The organism is Promicromonospora kroppenstedtii (assembly GCF_044389675.1).
Classification (GTDB): Bacteria; Actinomycetota; Actinomycetes; order Actinomycetales; family Cellulomonadaceae; genus Promicromonospora; species Promicromonospora kroppenstedtii.
Genome location: NZ_JBIRYI010000001.1, coordinates 838,648 through 858,354, shown reverse-complemented (window position 1 = coordinate 858,354; position 19,707 = coordinate 838,648). Strand labels below are relative to the sequence as shown.

Sequence of the window (19,707 nt, the reverse complement as noted above, 5' to 3'; positions counted from 1 at the left end):
GTTCGACTTGCATGTGTTAAGCACGCCACCAGCGTTCGTCCTGAGCCAGGATCAAACTCTCCGTAAAAGAGAAACATCCACACCCACCAAGTGGGCGCGAACAATGATACTGGCCAGATCAAAACCAAAACTGGTTTATAGTTGATCCGATCCAAAAACGACCCCATCATCCCCGACCACGCCACCATGTGATGACGCGACCTGAAACAAGAGAGTCAAATGATTGGCATTGACTATCAAGCACACTGTTGAGTTCTCAAACAACCGACGCACACCGTCAGACCTGCGACCCTTTTTCGTTCGCATCCCTGTCCGGGGCAGTTCCTCAAACTTACCAGGCCCTTTCGGACTTTTCCAAATCCCCGCCCGGCCCGAGAGCCGGCGAGAATTCTTCGAGAACCCGAAGGAATTCTGATCCCATTTTTCGCCGACCAACCCGATCCGAAAACCAAGGCGATCTGCAGAGGAAGGGAACCATCCGAGAGAACCGCGGCCTGACCGCGTCATCCTCGTTCGGAGGCAACCTCTGTAACTTACCCTACCACGCTCCCCAGTGCAAGCATCCTGTTCAGGATCCATACCTCGGGGTGCCTGTCCGGCAACCCCACCCTCGTTCTAGAGCGCACGAAGCCCTCTGAAGTCTTGAGGTGGTTTCCGCCCCGGGACCGGCCAGTCACGCTCTCCGCGCTCCTGTCCGTCTCTCCCTGTCGGGCGAACAACCGGAACAGTACACAGCCATCGCGGTCCGCGCAAAATCAGCTTGCGATGGGGCTCCCCGGACCCATCCCGGTGCCCGAGGAGCCCCACCAGAAGCCGGGGGCCCGTCACTCCACGGTGACGGACTTCGCCAGGTTCCGCGGCTTGTCCACGTCGTGCCCCAGCGACAGCGCCGCGTGATACGCCAGCAGCTGCAGCGGCACCGTCAGCAGCAGCGGGTCGAGCTCCCGCTCGTTGCGCGGCACCTCGATGCGCTCCGCACGCAGCTCACCCAGGTCCACGCCCGGGTGCGTCACGACCACCAGGGGGCCACCGCGCGCGGCGATCTCGTGGAGGGCGGCCACGTTGCGGTCGGTCAGCTCGTCGTCCGGCACGATCGCGACCGTGGGCACATCGGGCGAGATGAGCGCCAGCGGCCCGTGCTTCAGCTCGGACATCTGGTACGCCTCGGCGTGCCGGTAGCTGATCTCCTTGAACTTCTGCGCGCCCTCGCGCGCCACCGGGTACCCGCGCACCCGGCCCACGAAGAACAGGCTCTCGGCCGCCGCCAGCGACTTGGCGGCCTCCGCGATCCGCTCCTCGCCGTCGAGCACCTGCTCGATCTGGGCGGGCAGGGCCTGCAGGCCCGCCACGAGCCGGCGCCCGTCGGCCACCGAGAGGTCGCGTACCCGGCCGAGCTGGAGGGCCAGGAGCGCGAAGCCCACGTACATCGTGGTGAGCGCCTTGGTGGAGGCGACGGCGATCTCCGGCCCCGCGTGCAGGTAGATCCCGCCGTCACAGGCCCGGGCGATGGCGGAGCCGACCACGTTGACCAGGCCGATCACGCGGCCGCCCTTGCGCTTGATCTCCTCGACAGCCAGCAGCGTGTCGATGGTCTCGCCCGACTGGCTCACCGCGACGTACAGGGTGTCCGGCTCGATCACGGGGTCGCGGTATCGGAACTCGCTCGCCGCCTCGGCGTCGGCGGGCACGCGGGCGAGCTCCTCGACGAGCGAGGCGCCCATCTGGCCCACGTAGTACGCCGAGCCGCAGCCCAGGATCTTGACGCGGCGCACGGCCCGCAGCTCGCGGGCGTCCATCTCGAGGCCGCCCAGGTGCGCGGTCGCGAACCGCTCGTCGAGCCGGCCGCGCAGCGCGCGCTCCACGCTGGCCGGCTGCTCCAGCATCTCCGTGTACATGCGCGGGCGGCCGTCGATCTGCCCGTGCTCGTAGGCGCTGGGGTCGACGTCGACCTCGCGCGCCGTCGTCTGGGTGCGGGTCAGGTCGCGGCGGAACGTGGTGAAGCCGGCCGCCGTGACGGTCGCCAGCTCGCCGTCGGCGAGGTGGGCCACCGTGGTGGTGTGCCGTACGAGGGCGGCCAGGTCCGAGGCGATGAACATCTCCTTCTCGCCCACACCGACCAGCAGCGGGCTGCCGTTGCGCGCCACCACGACCCGGTCCGGGAAGCCCGCGTGCACGACGGCGAGGCCGTAGGTGCCCTCCACCGCGTCCAGCGCGTCGACGACCTTGCCCTCCAGGGTGTCCGCTCCCGACAGGGCCACGAGATGGGCGAACACCTCGGTGTCGGTGTCGCTCACGAGCTCGACCCCCTGGTCGGTCAGGCGGGCGCGCAGCGCGGCGGCGTTGTCGATGATGCCGTTGTGCACCACCGCCACCGTCCCGCTCGCATCGGTGTGCGGGTGGGCGTTCACGTCGGTCGCGGGACCGTGCGTGGCCCAGCGGGTGTGCCCGATGCCCACGCGCCCGGAGGTGCGCTTGGGCAGCACCTCGGCCAGGTCACGGACCCGCCCGGCGCGCTTGGTGACCTTCAGCTGCGAGCCGACGACGGCGACACCCGCCGAGTCGTACCCGCGGTGCTCCAGCCTGCCGAGCGCCTCGACCAGCAGCGGGGCCGCGTTCTGGCCCCCGACGTAACCGACGATTCCACACATGTTGGTGCTCCTTCGAAGTGATGGTCGGGCGGGCTCAGCCGTAGATCATCCGGCGGAGCTGCCGCTCGCTGAGCCGGGGCGCCGCGACGACCCGCTGCTCGAGCTCGGCGGCGATCCGCGCGAAGATCTCGGGGTTCTTGGCCCCGTGCGTCTTCAGCTCGGCGTGCCGCCGCCGGACGACGTCCTCCACCGGTTCGGCGTAGTAGGCGACCACGTCGCCGATCACGCGCGCCGCCTCGGCAGGCGTGAGTCCGGTGGTCGCCGCCACCTGGGCGACGAGGTCGGAAGACGTCCTCATGTCGCCGAGCCTCGCTCATCCTGCGACTGAACGACAACTTCTTGCCCGGAATCGGGCAAGATCCGACTTCACTGATTCGGGCGACAGATCAGGGCAGCTCGTCCGAGCAGACGAAACGGCGGCCGTCCGCTTCTCAGCGGGCGGGCCGCCGTCCGGCACCGGCAGGGCCGGTTAGGTGCCGGTCAGGAAAATCGGGAAGGGCTGGTGAGTTGGCGCTGACGATCTGCGGCTCCAGGATGCGCCCCAGATCGACCTCACCGATGAACAACTCACGCACGCCGTCTGCGAGGAACTCAGCGACAGGATCTCGCCAGTACGAGGGCTCCTGACCGTCGTTGTCGCGAAGCGCGGCAACCTTCTTGTGACCGATCGACGCTGTGAGCGCCAGCGCACGGGGGCGAGAAACCCCTGACCGCGACGATGTAGATGCCCGCGCCCAGGGGTCCCACCGCGCTATTCGAGACACACCGGAACCTGTTCGGACCCGCGACGCCGGACACCACGCACAACCCGCCGCGATCGCGTTCCGTGGCGACAGGTGCGCGCGCCGCCACGCAGCGATAGCGAACGACCACACGCTCAGGGCGCTGTGTCGTGCGCGTCGTGCGCAAGCGCGTCCTCCCGATGAACCACCGTGAGCGTTGGTGGCTGGATTCCGTGCGACCAACCTCGCGCCGCGGATAACCCAGTTGATTCATGGCCGAGGCCGCTATGTCGAACATGACGAACGACCCCAGCCTAGGGCGGGCGCATCCTCAGGAGGTCATCCATGGCGGCCGACCGCCTGGTCTGGATTTCTTGAACTAAGTCGCTAACCACGCGGCACTCTGGAGGGGGCGCCTGTCAGGAACTTGTTGAGAAGCCGAAAATGCTCGTGACCGCGTCGACGATCTCGCCGAGTGTCGCTTGCCCAGACAGCAGAAGGTATGCGGGAATCGCCAGGGCCAGACCGGCTCCTACCGAGACCTGCGCGACCGTCAGTGCCCTCCCCGTCAGATCGAGTGCTCCCGAGAAGCGGGATGTCCAGGTCGGTCTTTCGGACTCCGCGAGCACCTGCTCCTCAAGGTGGCTCAGGTTCGGTGCTATCTCCTGCAGGAAGGCGGAGGTTCCGCCGATGAGAATCGAGGAGATCCGCCGGAGAGCTTCTCGGACCTCATTAGGGACCTCCTCGTCAAGGGAGCGAGGTTCGGCGAGGTACACACGCAACTGCGCCGTCTCGAGGTCGAGCAGGTGGCCAAGCGGATGCCGCAGGCTGAGTTTCTGCGACCGATGAAGCGAACGGGCATACCACTCAACAGACGCAACCACACGGACAAGCCGGACACGGGCCGACCTAGTGGGCTCCTCTTTCTTTGGCTCACGCACCTTGCTGAAGGGCTCGTCCTCGATGAGGTCGAGGTACCACTGCCGCTTTGGCGCAAGGCCCTCAAGGAACGTGGCGATGAGAGCAATCGTTCGGAGCCGACGGTCGAACCACCACGGAAACCCTTGGAGAACGTTCGCTCCCTGGAAGAGAACTAGCAGGAGCAAGACGAAGTACCCGGTGGGAACGGCTTCCTCCATCACGCCGCCGGTGTGGACGGCAGGAACGCCCAGCAGCCCGAGCAGGGTGCCGTACATCGCGATGCGAACGAAGCTTCCGTGCAGGTAACGGTGGTACGACCGGATGGACTCCTTCCAGTGGGAACCTGGCGTGGTCGATCCGCCAATGTGAGCGATGGCGGGCGGCCACCCAGGTTTCGCCGACTCGTCCCCGAGCCGGACCAGCGCTCGCTTCAGCCCGATCGGCCCGACGAAGTACACGAGCGACAGAAGGAGAAGCGCGTAGGCGACTCCTTGAACGACGGTCTCCGCCTGCCTGAAGGACTGCATCATCGGCACAGCAAGCAGTACAACGACGGGCACCACAGCCAGGCTCGCACCGAACGCCTCCCATGCAGCTCGGGCATAGACACGCCACGTCGCGGTTCGTCGACATGCCGCGGACTGGTATCGACGGGTTCGAACGAGAATCGCGAGAGCACCACGTACGCCGTACCGGGCGACGAGCCGAGCCACTGGCTGACCGACACTCTGGACGACGGTGCTGAACATGGCGGCACTCACCATGAAGACACCGGCGATGACGGCGAACTTAGCGGTTACCCGAAGGACGAGTTCGAGCGTCACGGTGCACCCACCGGGACGTAGTCCGCAGTGAACATCCGAAGGATCACCGCAGAAGTCTGACAGCCGAAAGCGCCGCCCGTCATGTCTCCGCAGGTCAACACACTCGCAGAGGGATCACAGATTCCAAGCGAAATCGCGTTCTTCCCGACAATGATCCGGTCCAGGACTTCCCCGCCATCACGCCAGAGACCTCACCCGTCCCATCCGGACACGCTGTCCGCGCCGGCCAGGTATGCGGGGCCTTACCGCCCGTGCAAGCGGACACTACTCAGCGGCAGCAACAACCAGGGTCCTCCTCACCGCGACACAGCACGGCGTACTTGCATCCCAAAGGGCGCGATGGCGTCGAGCAGCCAAACGGAAACCTCGATCCGGTGCTGCTGCTGGTCCGGCTACGGTTCAGCCGTGGAGACACCAGGCGAGCTGTCGGCTGAGCAGCGAGTACCGATGAGCCCGTTGCCCTTCCGGGTCAGCGCGCTCCTGTCGCTGCAGCGGGCATTGTTGGATGAGGTGTCGCCGCATGTTCGCGGTGTAGCCGTCACGATCTCAGGCACGACGATCCGCGGCCGGGTGATCTTCGACCACACACCCACCGAGGACGAGATCGAGTCGTGCTCCCTCGTGGAGACGTACGTCCTCGCCGACATGGCGCCCCAGATCGTGGTCGAGCTGATCCCCGTCGGTGTCGTGCTCCCTGCGCCACGGGATCTTCTCCCTGATGAGGAGTGGGTCTTCCTCCGCAAGGAGGATCCTGTACCCCCCGACGGCGCACAGCGCGAGCCATTGATCCTGCTCGGCTACTGGCGCGGCCCGAACACCACGGAGCATCCCGACCCGCGCGACTTCGTGGACCCGTCGTGGGGCAGGTACGACCGTCGTAGGGTCCAGCAGTACCTCGAAGGCGGCATGGTCGCCCGCGTCTATCGCGGCAAGTCGTCCTGCCGGTTCTGTGGTGAGCTCGTCGGCCACCGCGAGCAGACCGATGGCATCTATCTCTGGCCTGAGGGTCTCGCCCACTACGTCGCCGACCACGACGTCCGGCTGCCCGCCGAGTTCGTCCGCCACGCGCTCGGCACAGTGCATGACCTGGAAGATCGTGACGTGGACACCGCCTGGTGGACCAGTCTCGAAGGGCCGGGACCGGCCCAGCGCTCGGTAGTGGTCAAAGCGGTCGGGGAAGGGCTGCCCGTGCCAGTTCTCGTCGAGACGCCGGCTGGCCTGCTCCGAGGTGCTTGGATGGCCACCCCTCCAGCAGTCGGGGACGTGGTCGACGTTGAGCTGGAGGTTCCTCACGACATCTCCTGGGACGAAGTCACCGTCGAAGGTAGGCCCACCGCGCGCCCTGCCGGTGCCGATGTCCAGCGGCTCTGGGGTGTCGTTGAGAGGGTCGAGCCCGACGGCGTCATGGTCCTGGGCTCAGGCGTGGGTCTCGTCCTCGTGGACATGATCGGCCGCGCACCCGACGGTGTCGTGGGGGCCACGGTGACCGTCCCCGTCAGCGAGCTCCGGTTCTTCCCGACCGGCACGTAACCGTCCTGGCACCCCGCGGTCACACCCCGCCATGAACAGCTCGTCGAACACGCCCGGCAAGTAGCGCCGTTATGCGTACCGAGGCCTCGCTATTCTCAGCCCGTGAAGCGCACGTGACCGAGTCTGTTGAGCTCTGCTGTTCTGCTCCGTGGTTCCGAGTCGGCGCACCCGACCTCACGGACCTGCGGACCTTCCGCGCGACCGGACGTCGCATCACGGGCGCCGAGCTTCTGCTCTACGTCGAGGCTGATCTCCAACTCTGCGACAACGGTGTGATCCTCTTCGAGGAGCCGCGGTTCGAAGTCGCCTCCCTTGCCCAGGCTCTGACCACGTGGGTGGGCGACGGCGCAGATCCAGATCACGACTTCGAGCACAGCCCGGACGCATACGAGGAGCCGGGCGTCGTCCGCATCGCCCGGAGTGGTGAGGGCTGGGTCGCTGGCTCCTGCTTCGCCGCCACGACGACCACCCCACACACCTGGGAAACCGTCAAGGACTTCGTCGGTGCGGTCGTCACGGAGATCCATCGGTGCACTGCACGGTCCCTGCTCGATGCCGGGTGGTCGATCATGGAGGCGATGGCTGCCCTGAGCCGCGGGTTTGGCCTCCCACTCGCTGTCTCGCGGACGATCGTCCTGGAGACGAGCGGCCAGGAACGTAAGTTCTGGGCGTTCCAGGAACAGGTCTGGGACGTGCTGGAAGCCCTCGCAGACGACGTCCAGCCCGGCAAAGAGACTCCCTGACGCGTCCGAGGCACCAGGCCAGCGTGTCGTGCTCGGCGACACCTCGGAACGACGAAGCAATGGCCCAGGGGACACGGCGAAAGGGCGGGTCAAGCTCCATCCAGGAGCCCGACCCGCCCTCGTACCTTCGGCCGGAACTACTCCGACGCAGCGACCGCCAGGGTCTTCTTGCCCCGGCGCAGGACCGCAAACCTGCCGTGCAGGAGGTTCTCGTCTGTCAGGGCCTGGTCCTCGGCGGTGACCTTGACGTTGTTCACGTAGGCCCCACCCTCCTTGACCGCACGGCGCGCTTCACCCTTGGAAGCGACGATCCCCGAACCCGCCAGCAAGTCCACGACCAGGTCCCCGGCCTTGGCCGTGACGCGCGGCAGCTCGGCCACCGCGCCGGCGAGCGTGCGGTCGTCCAGCTCGTCGAGCGAGCCGCGGCCGAACAGCGCCTGGCTCGCCGCGATGACCGCCTCCGTGGCCCCCGCGCCGTGCACCAGGGTGGTGACGTCGCCCGCGAGCGCCTTCTGCGCCTCGCGCGCGAACGGCCGCTCGGCGACCTCGCGCTCGAGCTCGGCGATCTCCTCACGGGAGCGGAACGTGAACACCTTGAGGTAGTTCACGACGTCGGCGTCGGCCTGGTTGAGCCAGAACTGGTAGAAGGCGTAGGGGCTGGTCATCTCCGGGTCGAGCCAGATGGAGCCGCCCTCGGACTTGCCGAACTTGGTGCCGTCGGCCTTCGTGATCAGCGGCGTGGTCAGGGCGTGCGCGCCGACGCCCTCGGCCTTGCGGATCAGCTCGACGCCGGCCAGCAGGTTGCCCCACTGGTCGTTGCCGCCGAGCTGCAGCGTGATGCCGTGCCGCCGGTACAGCTCCCGGTAGTCCATGCCCTGCAGCACCTGGTAGCTGAACTCGGTGAAGCTGATGCCCTCGTCCGAGGCCAGCCGCCGGGCCACGATGTCCTTGGACAGCATGGTGCCCAGGCGGAAGTGCTTGCCGATGTCGCGCAGGAACTCGATCGCCGACATGGGCGCGGTCCAGTCCAGGTTGTTCACCATGCGCGCGGCGTTGTCGCCGTCGAACGACAGGTGCGGCTCGATCTGGGCGCGGATGCGCTCGACCCAGCCGGCGACCACCTCGGGCGAGTTGAGCGTGCGCTCGCCCGAGTCGCGGGGGTCGCCGATGAGGCCCGTCGCTCCGCCGACCAGCAGGTAGGGCCGGTGGCCGGCGTCCTGCAGGCGGCGGGCGGTGAGGACCTGGACGAGGTTGCCGATGTGCAGCGACGGCGCCGTGGGGTCGAAGCCCACGTAATAGTCCACGGTGCCCTCCGACAGTGCAGAACGCAGCGCGGCCTCGTCGGTGGACTGTGCCACCAGGCCTCGCCATTGCAGCTCGTCGAAGATGTGGGTCACCGTGGATGCTCCTTCAGATGGGGGTAGACCGGCGTTGTCGGTCAGGTACCGCTCGGCGGGCTCGTCGGCCCGATGGTCATAGTCTGCCCGACGGCGGCGCCGGGCTCGCCCTCATTCCATGCCGCTGCGCTCCCGCGCCTGCGGGCTCACGGGCGTGAACAGGTTCACCAGGGTGCCGTCAGGGTCGCGTACGAGCAGCGACCTGTTGCCCCAGGGCATGGTGGTGGGCGGGGTCACGGTGTCCACCGTGTCGCCGAGCCCGGTGAACAGCGCGTCGACGTCGTCGACGAGGAACTCGACGATGGCCGTGCGGTTCGCCGCGGGGCTCGCAGAGCCTGGACCAAAGAGCTGGACCGTGCGTGTGCTGCCGATCGCCAGGGTGCCCCGGCTCGTACGCAGCTCAGCGAACTCGGGCGACGGCCGGTCCGCGGTCACGCCGGTGACGCGCTCGTAGAACGCGGTCAGCCGCTCGACGTCGTCGGTGATCAGGCGCACGGAGGCGAAGGTCGTGGGGCGCATGGCATGGTCCTTCCGGTCGTGGCCGCGGTCGATCCGCGGCTCCTGACCAGCGTGCCGTCGCTCCGCGACACCCCTGTGTCGCTGTTTCAGCCGAGCAGTGTCAGGGTGCGCAGGTCGCCGTCGGGCACCTGGACGTCCTCCGGCCGGACGGTCCGGTGGGGGGCGCGCTCGCTGGTGGCCGTGACCCGGTCGACGCGGTCGAGGCGGAGGGCGCGGATCCCGTCGCGCAGCCGGCACCAGGCCAGCAGGTACCACCCCGTGGACGAGCCGACGAAGCCGAGCGGCTCGACGTCGCGCGTCGTCGCGGTGCCCGCCCGGTCGGTGTAGCGCAGCCGCAGGACCCGGCGCGCGGAGATCGCGTCGGTGAGGACGGCGGGGACCGCCGGCACCCGCGGGGGCGCCCCGAGCAGGTGCACGCGGGCGGCGAGGTCGTGGGCGGCGGTCGCGTCGTCGTCGCGCATGGCCGCGAGGATCTTGCGGAGCGCCGTCGACCCCGCCGGCGCGAACGGCGTGCCGGCCAGGCCGCCCAGCGCCACCGCGACGGCGACCGCCTCGTCAGGGCTGAAGTTGACCGGCGGGAGCGTCCTGGCCCGGTCGAGGCAGTAGCCCCCGGTGCGGCCCGGCTCCGCCCAGACCGGGACCCCGGTCTGCTGCAGCGCGCCGATGTCGCGTTCGATGGTGCGGCGGCTGACCTCGAACCGGTCCGCCAGCCAGGACGCGCTCCGCGGGCGCGGGGCCACGGCTCGCAGCTCCTCGACGATCGCGTAGAGGCGGTCGGTCCGGTTCACCCGGTGAGCCTACGCGGGCCGGAGCAAGACGCACTTCCCAACCCAACGATTATCGATTAGCCTCCCTGAGACGTCACTCCCTAGCCGTACCGCACACGTCGTGGGTCACGCACAGCAGCGTCCCGCGGCACCCCCCGAGAGGATCAACGATGATCAAGCACCGCAACCTCGCGAGCGTGGGCACGCTCACGGTGGCCGCCCTCGCCCTGACCGGCTGCGCCGGGGACGGCGGCGACAGCGCCGGCGGCACCACCGAGCTGAGCCTGCTCGTCAACGTCACGCCCAACCTCACCGAGGAGTTCTGGAACGACCTCGTCGCGCCGTTCGAGGAGGCCAACCCCGGGATCGACGTCGTCGTGCAGAACCCGGGCGCCGAGGGTGTGGCCGCCGCGCTCCCCCGGCTGCTGACCGCGGGCGACGCGCCCGACGTCGTGCAGTCGCTGCCGCCCACGGTCGACCTGGCGCCCGAGCTGGTGGACCTGTCGCAGTACGACTGGGCCACGAGCGGCCCGCTCGCCGACCAGTACTCGATCGACGGCAAGTACTACATGGCGGGCATCGGCTTCCAGCTGCAGAGCCTGTGGTTCTACAACAAGACCGCCTTCGAGGAGGCGGGGATCACTCAGGCGCCCGCGACCGTCGAGGAGCTCACCGCGGCGCTCGGCAAGCTGAAGGACGCCGGCTGGACGCCGATCCAGACCGGCGGCGACTGGATGACCAGCCACTCGCTGCAGACCCTGGGCCTGCCCACGGTCGTGGGCGAGGACCCGGACTGGTTCGCGCGCATGAGCGCCGGCGAGGCGACCTTCGCCGAGACGTACGGCCCGGCCGTGGAGACGTACGCGGGCTGGGTGGCCGACGGCTACGTGCCCAAGGACGCCCTGGGCATCAAGTACCCCGACGCCGAGCAGGCCTTCCTGTCGGGCAAGAGCGCGATCTACCCGATGGGCAGCTGGTTCGCCGGAACCGAGGCCAAGGCCGAGGAGAAGGCCGAGATCGGCGTCTTCGCCGCCCCCGCGGCCGACGGCGTCGCGACCCCCGCGATGGGCGCCAACATCGCCAGCCCGTACTCGATCCTGAAGACCAGCGAGGACACGGACGCGGCGGCCAAGCTCGTCGAGTTCCTGGTGACCGACCAGACCGCGGTGGCCGACCAGCTCGAGGTCGACGGCAACTTCCGCGACGGCTACGAGTACGAGATGGACGAGCTGGGCCAGGAGCTGCAGCAGATCGTGGCCGACACCCCCGCCGAGGCCTACACCCCGACCGGCCAGGGCTACGGCGAGCGCACCCTGCCCACCGGCTACTCCGACGAGATCAACGCCCAGACTCAGGCCCTCATCGGCGGCACCGATGCCGCCGACGTCGAGAAGGCCATGGACGACTGGTTCGCCGCGACCATCGGCTGACCCCCCGCTAGCTGACAGGTGACCGACATGGCAGACACGCTCACCGTCGTGCCGCACCCCCGCCGCCGCCCGGCGGCGCGGGTGTGGCGCGACCGCCTCCCCGGGATTGTCATGGGCAGCCCCGCCGTCCTGGTGTTCCTGGCGATGTTCATCGTCCCGATGTTCCTCGCGTTCGTGCTGAGCCTGACCGACTGGAACGGCTACAGCCTGAACTTCACGTTCATCGGGCTCGACAACTACGCCGAGGCGTTCCGCAACCCCCGCACGGTCGACGCCGCGATCTTCACCGCCGTCGTGGCGTTCTTCGGCACGGTGCTGTGCAACGGCGTCGGGCTCACGATCGCGGCCCTCATCTCGGGCTCCGGCCGGGCGAACACGCTGATGCGCACGATCTTCTTCTACCCGTACATCATCAGCGCGCTGATCATCGGGTTCCTCTGGTCGGCCATGCTGGCGCCGGAGGGCGCCGTCAACGGCCTGCTCGGTCACCTCGGCGCACCGCCGGTCCCGTTCCTCACGGAGGTCGCGTTCGCCAAGGCGAGCGTGATCCTCACGATCGTGTGGTCGCACTTCGGCTTCAACATGATCCTGTTCCTGGCCGGCATCAAGTCCGTGCCACCCGAGTACTACGAGGCCGCCACCGTGGACGGCGCCTCGAAGTGGCAGCAGTTCCGCAACGTGACGCTGCCGCTGATCGCCCCCGTGTTCACCGTGAACCTGGTGCTCACGCTCGTGGGGCTGCTCAAGGTGTACGACATCGTGCTGGCCCTGACCGACGGCGGCCCCGCCGGGTCCACCCAGACGATCGTCTACCAGATCCTGCGGGACTCGTTCGCGCAGTCCGAGCTCGGGTTCGGCGCGGCGCAGTCCGTCATCCTGCTGCTGGTCACGGCCGTGCTCGGCCTCGCGGTGACGTTCGCCCGGCGCGGCGCGGAGCAGAAGGTGGCCGACTGATGCGTAGATACCCGACCCCACGGCGCCGGCTGCGTGCCCCCGGCGTGGGCACCGTGCTCAAGTGGGCGCTGCTCGGCGCGGCCGCCCTGGTCATGCTCGTGCCGCTCTACATCATGGTGATCAACGCCTTCAAGCCGCAGGAGGCGATCATCTCCTCGCCCCTGGCGATCGGCCCCGACACGTTCAGCCTGGAGTACCTGCAGGCCGCGCTGACCAGCGAGAAGTTCAACGTGGTGCGCGCCTACGGCGTCACGCTGCTGTTCGTGGCGCTGGTCAACGTGTTCGGCATCGCGCTGGCCGCGCCCGTGGCGTACGTGATCGCGCGCGGCCGGTCCAAGTGGCACCTGGGGCTGCTGCTCCTGTTCGTCTCCGGGCTGTTCATCCCGGGCCAGGTGACGCTGATCCCCGTCGTGTTCGTGCTGCGCGTGCTGGGCCTGATCAACACGATCCCCGGCTTCATCCTGTTCGAGACGGCAGCCACGCTGCCGGTCACGATCTTCCTGTTCGCCGCCTACCTCCGCACCGTGCCGCGGGACATCGACGAGGCCGCCGCGCTGGACGGCGCGGGCAAGATCCGGGCCTTCTGGGCCTGCATCTTCCCGATCATGCGGCCCGTGGTGGCCACGATCGTGGTGCTCAACTCGATCAGCGTCTGGAACGACTTCGTGAGCCCGCAGATCATCCTGGGCCCCGGCTCGGGCATCTACACGGTGACCACCGGCGTGTACGCGGCGGTCGGCGAGTTCTCGACGGACTACACCACGGTCTTCCCCACGCTGCTGCTCGCGGTGACCCCCGCGATCCTGTTCTTCGTCCTCATGCAGCGGCACATCATCGGCGGCCTGGTCGCCGGGGCGACGAAGGGCTGAGGCGATGCGGATCCCCACGACCCCCCTGGCCGAGGTGCCCGCCTGGGCGGTGCTCGAACGACGCCTGTTCGACGCGACCGAGGAGGCCTGGCGCCTGTTCGAGTCGCGCTACTGCGGCCCCGACGGCCGCATCCTGCACGCGGGCGGGTTCGAGCACCGCGACGGCGTGGACGACCTCTACGAGCCGTTCTTCAACTGGCCGGCCTTCTACGCCCTGGGCGGCAGCGACGACGTGCTCGACGCCGCCAAGCACCACTTCGAGGGCGTGACGGCGCAGCTCACCGAGGCCGGGATGCTCAGCGGCGAGTACGAGAACGGGTACGACTGGTTCCACCAGGGCGAGTCGCTCCTCTTCTTCTACGGCCTGTGCGCCGCCGACCCGGGCGACGAGCGGTTCGCCGAACGCGCCCGGCGGTTCGCCCGGCTGTACACCGACCCGGCCCACGGCAACTACGACCCGGCACGCAACATCGTCACCGCGCCGCACAACGGGGCCCGCGGGCCGCTGCCCGGCCTGGGCCCCGAGTGGCTCACCTATCCGGCCTCGCTCGACTACATGGCGGCCTACGGCCTCCCGCTGCACGGACTGCCGGGCATCACGCGCTGGTCCGACCTCGAGGACCCCGTCAAGGCCCAGCTCATGGGTGACGAGATGCAGCGTCGCGCCGCAGGCGACACCGCCGTCAACCTCGCGGCCACGTCCCTGGTGACCAACCGCTGGCTGTACGACGGCGACCCCGCGTCGGCCGAGTGGGTGGCCCGGTACGTCGGCGGCTGGCGCGAGCGGGCCGCCGCGGCGGGCGGGCTCATGCCCGACAACGTGGCGCCCGACGGCGCCGTCGGCGGGCTGCACGACGGCGCCTGGTACGGCGGGCACTACGGCTGGACCTGGCCCCACGGCCTGCACTCGGTGGGCATGAGCACCCTGATCGGCGCGATCAACGCGTCGTTCGTCTCGGGTGCGGCGGCCGGTCCGGTCGAGGCAGGTCCCGGCACGGCCGGGGTGCGCGACGACGGCCCGCTCGACCTCGTGCGCACCATGCTCGACACGGTGCTGGAGCATGCGATCACCGCGCCCGTCACGCAGACCCCGTTCAGCCTGCGCGGGAGCTGGCTGGAACGGCTCGGCCCGCACGCCGCCGAGCCCGCGCTGCTGGTGCCCTACCGGTACGGCGCCGAGGGCTGGTTCGACTTCGGCCCCCTGCAGCTCGACCTGCCGACCTGGTTGTGGTGGTGGACCCGCGACCCCCGCGACCGCGAGCGCCTGGACCGGGTGCTCGACGGCACGCCCGGCGCCCGCGAGGTGCGCCCGTTCCGGGACAAGGTGGAGGCGGGGCACGAGGGCCCGTGGCTCACGTTCCTCGACGGCGCGCTCCCGGACTACCCGGAGCGGGCGCTGTCGATGGCGCTCGGGCAGCTCGCCCGCCGGGTCGCGGTGATGGAGGCCGAGCCCGTGGACCCGGAGACCGTGCACCTGCACTTCTGGCAGCGGGCCAATCCCGTGGTCACGGAGGTACTGGGGCAGCTCGTCACGGGCACGCCGCAGACGCTCTACAACGGGGGCCTGCCGTTCGCCGCCGTGAGCTACTCCGACGCCGACCGGTCGCGCCCGGGCCTGCCGCCCGACGTCTCGGCCCTGGTCACGCGCCTGGACGGCAGCCCGGCGCAGGGCCGCGTGGAGCTGACGCTGGTCAACCTGTCCCCCACCCGCACCCGGCGGGTGCGGGTGCGGCCGGGACGCTTCGGGGAGCAGCGCCTGACCGGCGTCGTGACCCGGGGCGAGACCGGCGGCGTCTACCCGGGCCCGTCGACGGCGTCGGCCGGGCGGGCCGGGACGCCCACGTCGACGACCGTGCCGCTCGACGCCGCCGACCTCCTCGTGGAGCTGCCCCCCTCCCACCGCGCCGACCTGGTGCTGCTGACCGCCCCCGCCCCGACCGCGCCGCGCCATGAGCCCGCCGCGACCATCCACCCCCAGCCCCGAGAAGGAGCATCCTCATGACCGAAGCGCTCACCAGGACCGGCGCCGACGGCCTGCCCGGCGACCCCACGGCGGGTCTGGTCCGGCCGGACGTCACGCTCCCCGTGCGGGGTGAGCCGTTCGAGCGCGCCGACGCCGGCACGCTGGCCCGGCTGGGCGAGGTGTCCTCGGCCACGGCCTGCGCCAAGCTGCACGGGCTGGGCATCCGCCGCTCGTTCGTCGAGGGCCCGCGCCCCCTGTCGCCCGGGTACCGGGTGGTCGGTTCTGCCCTCACGCTGCAGTTCATGCCGCAGCGCGAGGACCTCGCCGCGGGCGACGAGCAGGAGTACGTGGAACGGCACACCGCCCTGTGGCACGTGCTGGAGACGGTGCAACCCGGCGACGTTCTGGTGGTCCAGGCGTTCGGCAGCCGCTTCTCGGGCTGCCTGGGCGACATCCTGGCCCGCTACTTCCAGCGCAAGGGCGGGGCCGGCGTCGTCGTGGACGGCCGGATCCGCGACTCGGGGAAGATCCGCGACCTGGGGCTGCCGGTCTGGTCCACCGGTGTCACGCCGCACTACGCCTCCCAGTCCGAGCTGTTCCCCTGGGCGTTCGACGTGCCCGTCGCCGTGGGCGGCGTGCTCTGCATGCCGGGCGACCTCGTGGTCGCCGACGACGACGGCCCCGTCATCGTGCCGCGCGCGATGGCCGACCAGGTGATCGAGTCGGCGCGGGACCACGAGGAGTGGGAGGTGTTCAGCCGTCAGCGCCTCGACGAGGGCGCGCGGTTGAGCGACTACTACCCGCTCACCCCCGACACCCGAGGGGAGTTCGAGGCATGGCGTTCCGCGCAGCCCTCCGCCCGCTGAGCCACGCCGGGCGCGAGCCCGGCCCCGAGGCGGCCGTGACGACCACGTTCGGCCTGGGCTGCGCGCCCATCGGCAACCTGTTCGTGCCCGTGGCCGAGGCCGCCGCCGAGGCGACCGTGGGCCGCGCACTGGAGCGGGGCGTGCGGTTCTTCGACACCGCCCCGCACTACGGCGAGGGTGTCAGCGAGCAGCGGCTCGGCGCCGCCCTGGCGGGCGTCGACCGCGACACCGTGGCGATCGCCACCAAGGTGGGGCGCACCATCGTGGACGCCGACGGCGCACCCGTGCCCGTCGGCGGCACCGGGGTCGGCACCGTCGGCGACCTGACCCGCGACGGCGTGCTGCGCTCGCTGGAAGGCAGCCTGCTGCGGCTCGGCACCGACCGCGTGGACCTGCTCTACCTCCACGACCCGCACGACGTCGACGCCGCGCTGCGCGGCGCCCTGCCCGCGCTCCTGGACCTGCGGGACCAGGGCGTGGTGCGGGCCGTCGGCGTGGGCATGGGGCACAACGCGCCGGTCGCCCGGCTGGTGCGGGAGGCCTCGGACGCCCTCGACGTGGTCATGCCGGCGGGCCGGGTCACGCTGCTGGACCGCACGGCCGAGGCCGACCTGCTCCCCGCCGCGCGCGGCCGAGGTGTGGGCGTGATCGCGGCGGGCGTGTACAACTCGGGGGTGCTGGCGGACCCGGTGGCCGCGCCGTTCTTCGAGTACCACGCCGCCAGCCCGGAGCAGGTGGACCGGGCGCTGCGCATGGCCACCGCGTGCGCGGCCGTCGGGCTGCCCCTCGCCGCGGTCGCCGCGCGGTACCCGCTGCGGGTCGCGGGGGTCGAGGCCGTCGTCGTGGGGGCGCGTACCGCGGCCGAGGTGGACGTCTTCGCCGACGCCGCGACGGCCGACGTGCCCGAGGACCTGTGGGCCGCCCTGGACGCGGCCCCGGCCCGGGCATGAGCGCCGCCCCGCCGGCCGGCGGGATCGTCGACGGGCACGTGCACCTCTGGGACACCGGGGCGATGCGGATCTCCTGGTTCGCCGAGCGCCTGGGCCTACCCCGGCGGGTCGGTCCGGAGGACCTGGCCCGTGCCGTGGCGACCGCCCCGGTGCCGGTGCGCGCCGCCGTCGCCGTCCAGGCCGCGGACACCGAGGGCGAGGCCCGCTGGCTCGCCGCCCACGCCGCGGCCCACGACCCGCTGCCCGGCCCGGTCGTGCCGCAGTACGACGCCCGCCCCGGCGACCCGGCCGCCTGGGCGGGCATGGCCCAGCCCCTGCTCGACGACGGCGTGCCCGTCGCCGGCCTCCGGCTCGCCGTCCCCGGGGGCGCCGCCGACCTGTCCGACGTCGCCGGGCTGGACGCCCTGTGCGCCGGGCTCGCCGGCACCGGCCGGGTGCTGGAGACGCTCGTGCGTCCCGCGCAGCTCCCCGCCGTCGCGGCGCTGGCCGACCGGCACCCGGAGCTGGACGTCGTCGTCTGCCACCTGGGTCTCGGCGCCGGGCAGCCCGACGAGGCGTGGCGCTCCGCGCTCGCCGCCGCCGCCGCGTGCCCGCGCGTGCACGCCAAGCTCTCCGGCCTCCACACGGCAGGCCCGGACGATGCCGGCCGGGTCGCGACGATCGCTCGGACCGCCGTGGACCTGCTCGGGCCGGAGCGCCTGCTGTTCGGCAGCGACTGGCCGATGTCCGCCAGGGTCGCGCCGTACGCGCAGATCGTTGCCCGCACGGCCCGGGCGCTGCCGGCAATGGGCGACGGTGCGTCGGCGGCCGTGTGGTCAGGGACCGCGGAGCGGCTCTACGGCCTCACGGACTGAAGGGAGCGCCGGGCGGGGACGGACCGCACCAGCACGATCGCGACGTCGTCGGCGACCGTGTCCGACAGCATGCCGCGCAAGGCCGTCTCGACGACGGTCCGCAGGTCTGCCGCGTGGGTTCCTTCGAGCACCCCGGCGAGCTTCTCCAGGCGGGTGCGCAGGCGGTCGTCCCGCGTCTCGATCAGCCCGTCCGTGTAGAGCATCAGGGTGTCGCCGGGCCCGATCTCGACCGCGTGGTCCCGGCGCGGCGCTCCGGGGTCCATGCCGAGCAGCAGGTCGTTGCGGACCCGGAGGATCTCGCACGTGCCGTCGGCCCGGACCAGGATCGGAGGCAGGTGCCCCGCACTGGACCAGCGCATCGTGCGGACCTGGTCCTGCCGTCCGGCGGCCTCCTCGACGCGTGCCACCAGCGCCGTCGCCGTCGCCGAGCTCCCGAGGCCGAGTCCGTCGATGGCCGCGTCCACGCGCTCCAGCACCCGCGCGGGCGTCTCCTGGCTGTCGTACCCGATGGCGCGCACGAGAGCGCGGACCTGGCCCATCGCGACGGCCGCGTCGAGGTCGTGCCCGATCACGTCGCCGATCACCACGGTCGTCGCGCCGTCACGCGTCCGGAACGCGTCGTACCAGTCGCCCCCGATGTCCCGCTCGGCCGCCGCGGGCTGGTAGTGCACGACCACCTCCAGACCGTCGAGCTGCGGCGGGTCGGTCAGCACCGCCTGCTGCAGTGCGAGGGCCACCTCGGCGGCCCGGGCCCGTTCCTGTTCCGAGTGCACGGCCCGGAACCGCAGCGCGTCGTCGTGAGCCCGGCGCTGGACGACGTCGCGCAAGGCCGAGGCGACCGTCTTCGCCAGGACCACCATGAAGCGGGCGTAGTCGGCGTCCCACGGCCGCACCGGCGTACCGCACAGCACGAGCGCGGCGATGACACCGCTCCCCTGGCCCGACCGCACGGGCTTGACCACCATGCCGGGGACCACCTGACGACGGCCCGAGCGCAGCGCACGGACGACGAGGCCCAGCTCCGCGTGCCCAGCGGCCGCCCCCGCCTCCAGGACGATCTCGGGACCGCTCGCGGCGTAGACCGCTACCCGGGAGACATCTGCGCTCGCCGACAGCACGCCGACCACGGGCTCGGCGAAGGTGCGCAGGTCGGTGAACGTCGCGGGCAGCACCCCGTGCACCTCGCCGAGCACGGCCAGCCGCCGCTGGTTCACCACCTCGCGCGTCGTCTCGGTCGCGATGTCGAGCACGCCCACGACCCGGCCGTCGTCGTCGGTCAGGGGGCTGTAGGAGAAGGTGAAGTACGTCTCCTCGGCGTACCCCGACCGGTTCATCAGCAGGTACATGTCGTTGCTGAACGTCGGCTCCCCCGTGGCCAGCACGGTGTCGAACAGCGGGCCGATGTCGTCCCAGATCTCCGCCCAGACCACTCGTGCGGACGCACCCAGCGCGGCGGGGTGCTTGTCGGTGCCGAGCATCTCGCGGTAGCCGTCGTTGTAGATCAGCGTGAGGTCCGGACCCCAGACCATCATCACCGGGAACCGCGTCGAGAAGCACAGCCGGACGGCGTGGCGCAGCGACTCCGGCCAGGCGTCCGGCGGACCGAGCGGGGTGGCCTCCCACGCGACGGTCCGGGCCTCGTGGCCCACCGCGCTGCGTGCCGTCGCCTCGTCGAACCACCCCGATTTCACATGCGAATCGTAGCGAGGATGCCTCGCCTGGCTAGCCTTCGCAGGGGGTGAGCCTGGCT

General features: G+C 70.6%; 16 protein-coding genes and 1 rRNA gene. 9 read left to right on the top strand and 8 right to left on the bottom strand.

Annotated elements, in window-relative coordinates:
- The 4 genes from ACH47X_RS03730 to ACH47X_RS03715 all read right to left on the bottom strand — a co-directional run.
- Positions 1-67: ribosomal RNA gene (locus tag ACH47X_RS03730) — 16S ribosomal RNA — on the bottom strand; the annotation flags it as partial.
- A 757-nt stretch (positions 68-824) separates the two neighbouring features.
- Entirely contained in the window at positions 825-2,648 is a 1,824-nt protein-coding gene (gene glmS / locus ACH47X_RS03725) for a glutamine--fructose-6-phosphate transaminase (isomerizing) (RefSeq protein ID WP_397401484.1), read from the bottom strand.
- Between the two features lie 34 nt (positions 2,649-2,682).
- Positions 2,683-2,946 carry a hypothetical protein gene (locus tag ACH47X_RS03720; protein WP_036963958.1) on the bottom strand — a complete coding sequence of 88 codons (264 nt, stop codon included), beginning with the start codon at positions 2,944-2,946 and terminating at the stop codon, positions 2,683-2,685.
- An 843-nt stretch (positions 2,947-3,789) separates the two neighbouring features.
- Positions 3,790-5,115, bottom strand: a complete 1,326-nt coding sequence (locus ACH47X_RS03715; protein WP_397401482.1) for a hypothetical protein — start codon at positions 5,113-5,115, stop codon at positions 3,790-3,792.
- A gap of 405 nt (positions 5,116-5,520) precedes the next feature.
- On the opposite strand from ACH47X_RS03715, the gene ACH47X_RS03710 reads away from it, so the two are divergent.
- The gene (locus tag ACH47X_RS03710; RefSeq protein ID WP_397401480.1) at positions 5,521-6,645 is read left to right on the top strand and encodes a hypothetical protein; all 1,125 of its coding nucleotides are present in this window, start codon (positions 5,521-5,523) and stop codon (positions 6,643-6,645) included.
- 113 nt (positions 6,646-6,758) lie between these two features.
- Positions 6,759-7,388 carry a DUF7878 domain-containing protein gene (locus tag ACH47X_RS03705; RefSeq protein ID WP_397401478.1) on the top strand — a complete coding sequence of 210 codons (630 nt, stop codon included), beginning with the start codon at positions 6,759-6,761 and terminating at the stop codon, positions 7,386-7,388.
- Positions 7,389-7,525: 137 nt separating this feature from the next.
- Here the strand turns inward: ACH47X_RS03705 and tyrS are convergent, their stop codons facing one another.
- The 3 genes from tyrS to ACH47X_RS03690 form a co-directional block, all read right to left on the bottom strand.
- Positions 7,526-8,785, bottom strand: coding sequence for a tyrosine--tRNA ligase (tyrS, locus tag ACH47X_RS03700; protein WP_397401476.1), 1,260 nt, complete (start codon positions 8,783-8,785; stop codon positions 7,526-7,528).
- A gap of 111 nt (positions 8,786-8,896) precedes the next feature.
- Positions 8,897-9,304, bottom strand: coding sequence for a VOC family protein (locus ACH47X_RS03695; RefSeq protein WP_397401474.1), 408 nt, complete (start codon positions 9,302-9,304; stop codon positions 8,897-8,899).
- A gap of 86 nt (positions 9,305-9,390) precedes the next feature.
- Positions 9,391-10,092, bottom strand: coding sequence for a helix-turn-helix transcriptional regulator (locus ACH47X_RS03690; protein WP_397401472.1), 702 nt, complete (start codon positions 10,090-10,092; stop codon positions 9,391-9,393).
- Positions 10,093-10,241: 149 nt separating this feature from the next.
- Here ACH47X_RS03690 and ACH47X_RS03685 point away from each other — a divergent pair, with 149 nt between their 5' ends.
- The 7 genes from ACH47X_RS03685 to ACH47X_RS03655 are packed head-to-tail and all read left to right on the top strand — an operon-like array spanning position 10,242 to position 17,957.
- A complete protein-coding gene (locus tag ACH47X_RS03685) occupies positions 10,242-11,501 on the top strand; it encodes an ABC transporter substrate-binding protein (RefSeq protein WP_397401470.1) in 1,260 nt (419 codons plus the stop codon).
- A gap of 27 nt (positions 11,502-11,528) precedes the next feature.
- Positions 11,529-12,455: a carbohydrate ABC transporter permease gene (locus tag ACH47X_RS03680; RefSeq protein WP_397401468.1), complete on the top strand. Its 927-nt coding sequence runs from the start codon at positions 11,529-11,531 to the stop codon at positions 12,453-12,455.
- Positions 12,455-13,324 carry a carbohydrate ABC transporter permease gene (locus ACH47X_RS03675; protein ID WP_051433231.1) on the top strand — a complete coding sequence of 290 codons (870 nt, stop codon included), beginning with the start codon at positions 12,455-12,457 and terminating at the stop codon, positions 13,322-13,324. Before ACH47X_RS03680 ends, ACH47X_RS03675 begins: the two co-directional genes overlap by 1 nt.
- Before the next feature lie 4 nt (positions 13,325-13,328).
- Positions 13,329-15,326, top strand: a complete 1,998-nt coding sequence (locus ACH47X_RS03670; protein WP_397401465.1) for a hypothetical protein — start codon at positions 13,329-13,331, stop codon at positions 15,324-15,326.
- The gene (locus tag ACH47X_RS03665; RefSeq protein ID WP_142033989.1) at positions 15,323-16,153 is read left to right on the top strand and encodes an RraA family protein; all 831 of its coding nucleotides are present in this window, start codon (positions 15,323-15,325) and stop codon (positions 16,151-16,153) included. Before ACH47X_RS03670 ends, ACH47X_RS03665 begins: the two co-directional genes overlap by 4 nt.
- Positions 16,123-17,103, top strand: coding sequence for an aldo/keto reductase (locus ACH47X_RS03660; protein WP_397401463.1), 981 nt, complete (start codon positions 16,123-16,125; stop codon positions 17,101-17,103). The genes ACH47X_RS03665 and ACH47X_RS03660 overlap by 31 nt, the downstream gene beginning before the upstream one ends.
- Entirely contained in the window at positions 17,100-17,957 is an 858-nt protein-coding gene (locus ACH47X_RS03655) for an amidohydrolase family protein (RefSeq protein WP_397401461.1), read from the top strand. The genes ACH47X_RS03660 and ACH47X_RS03655 overlap by 4 nt, the downstream gene beginning before the upstream one ends.
- On the opposite strand, the gene ACH47X_RS03650 is transcribed toward ACH47X_RS03655, so the two are convergent.
- Positions 17,939-19,648, bottom strand: coding sequence for a SpoIIE family protein phosphatase (locus tag ACH47X_RS03650; protein ID WP_397401459.1), 1,710 nt, complete (start codon positions 19,646-19,648; stop codon positions 17,939-17,941). The genes ACH47X_RS03655 and ACH47X_RS03650 overlap by 19 nt on opposite strands.
- Positions 19,649-19,707: the final 59 nt, after the last annotated feature.

Coding starts and splice junctions, on each gene's coding strand:
- glmS (WP_397401484.1), bottom strand. CDS start 2,648: ATGTGTGGAATCGTCGGTTACGTCGGGGGCCAGAACGCGGCCCCGCTG.
- ACH47X_RS03720 (WP_036963958.1), bottom strand. CDS start 2,946: ATGAGGACGTCTTCCGACCTCGTCGCCCAGGTGGCGGCGACCACCGGA.
- ACH47X_RS03695 (WP_397401474.1), bottom strand. CDS start 9,304: ATGCGCCCCACGACCTTCGCCTCCGTGCGCCTGATCACCGACGACGTC.
- ACH47X_RS03685 (WP_397401470.1), top strand. CDS start 10,242: ATGATCAAGCACCGCAACCTCGCGAGCGTGGGCACGCTCACGGTGGCC.
- ACH47X_RS03680 (WP_397401468.1), top strand. CDS start 11,529: ATGGCAGACACGCTCACCGTCGTGCCGCACCCCCGCCGCCGCCCGGCG.
- ACH47X_RS03675 (WP_051433231.1), top strand. CDS start 12,455: ATGCGTAGATACCCGACCCCACGGCGCCGGCTGCGTGCCCCCGGCGTG.
- ACH47X_RS03670 (WP_397401465.1), top strand. CDS start 13,329: ATGCGGATCCCCACGACCCCCCTGGCCGAGGTGCCCGCCTGGGCGGTG.
- ACH47X_RS03665 (WP_142033989.1), top strand. CDS start 15,323: ATGACCGAAGCGCTCACCAGGACCGGCGCCGACGGCCTGCCCGGCGAC.
- ACH47X_RS03660 (WP_397401463.1), top strand. CDS start 16,123: ATGGCGTTCCGCGCAGCCCTCCGCCCGCTGAGCCACGCCGGGCGCGAG.
- ACH47X_RS03655 (WP_397401461.1), top strand. CDS start 17,100: ATGAGCGCCGCCCCGCCGGCCGGCGGGATCGTCGACGGGCACGTGCAC.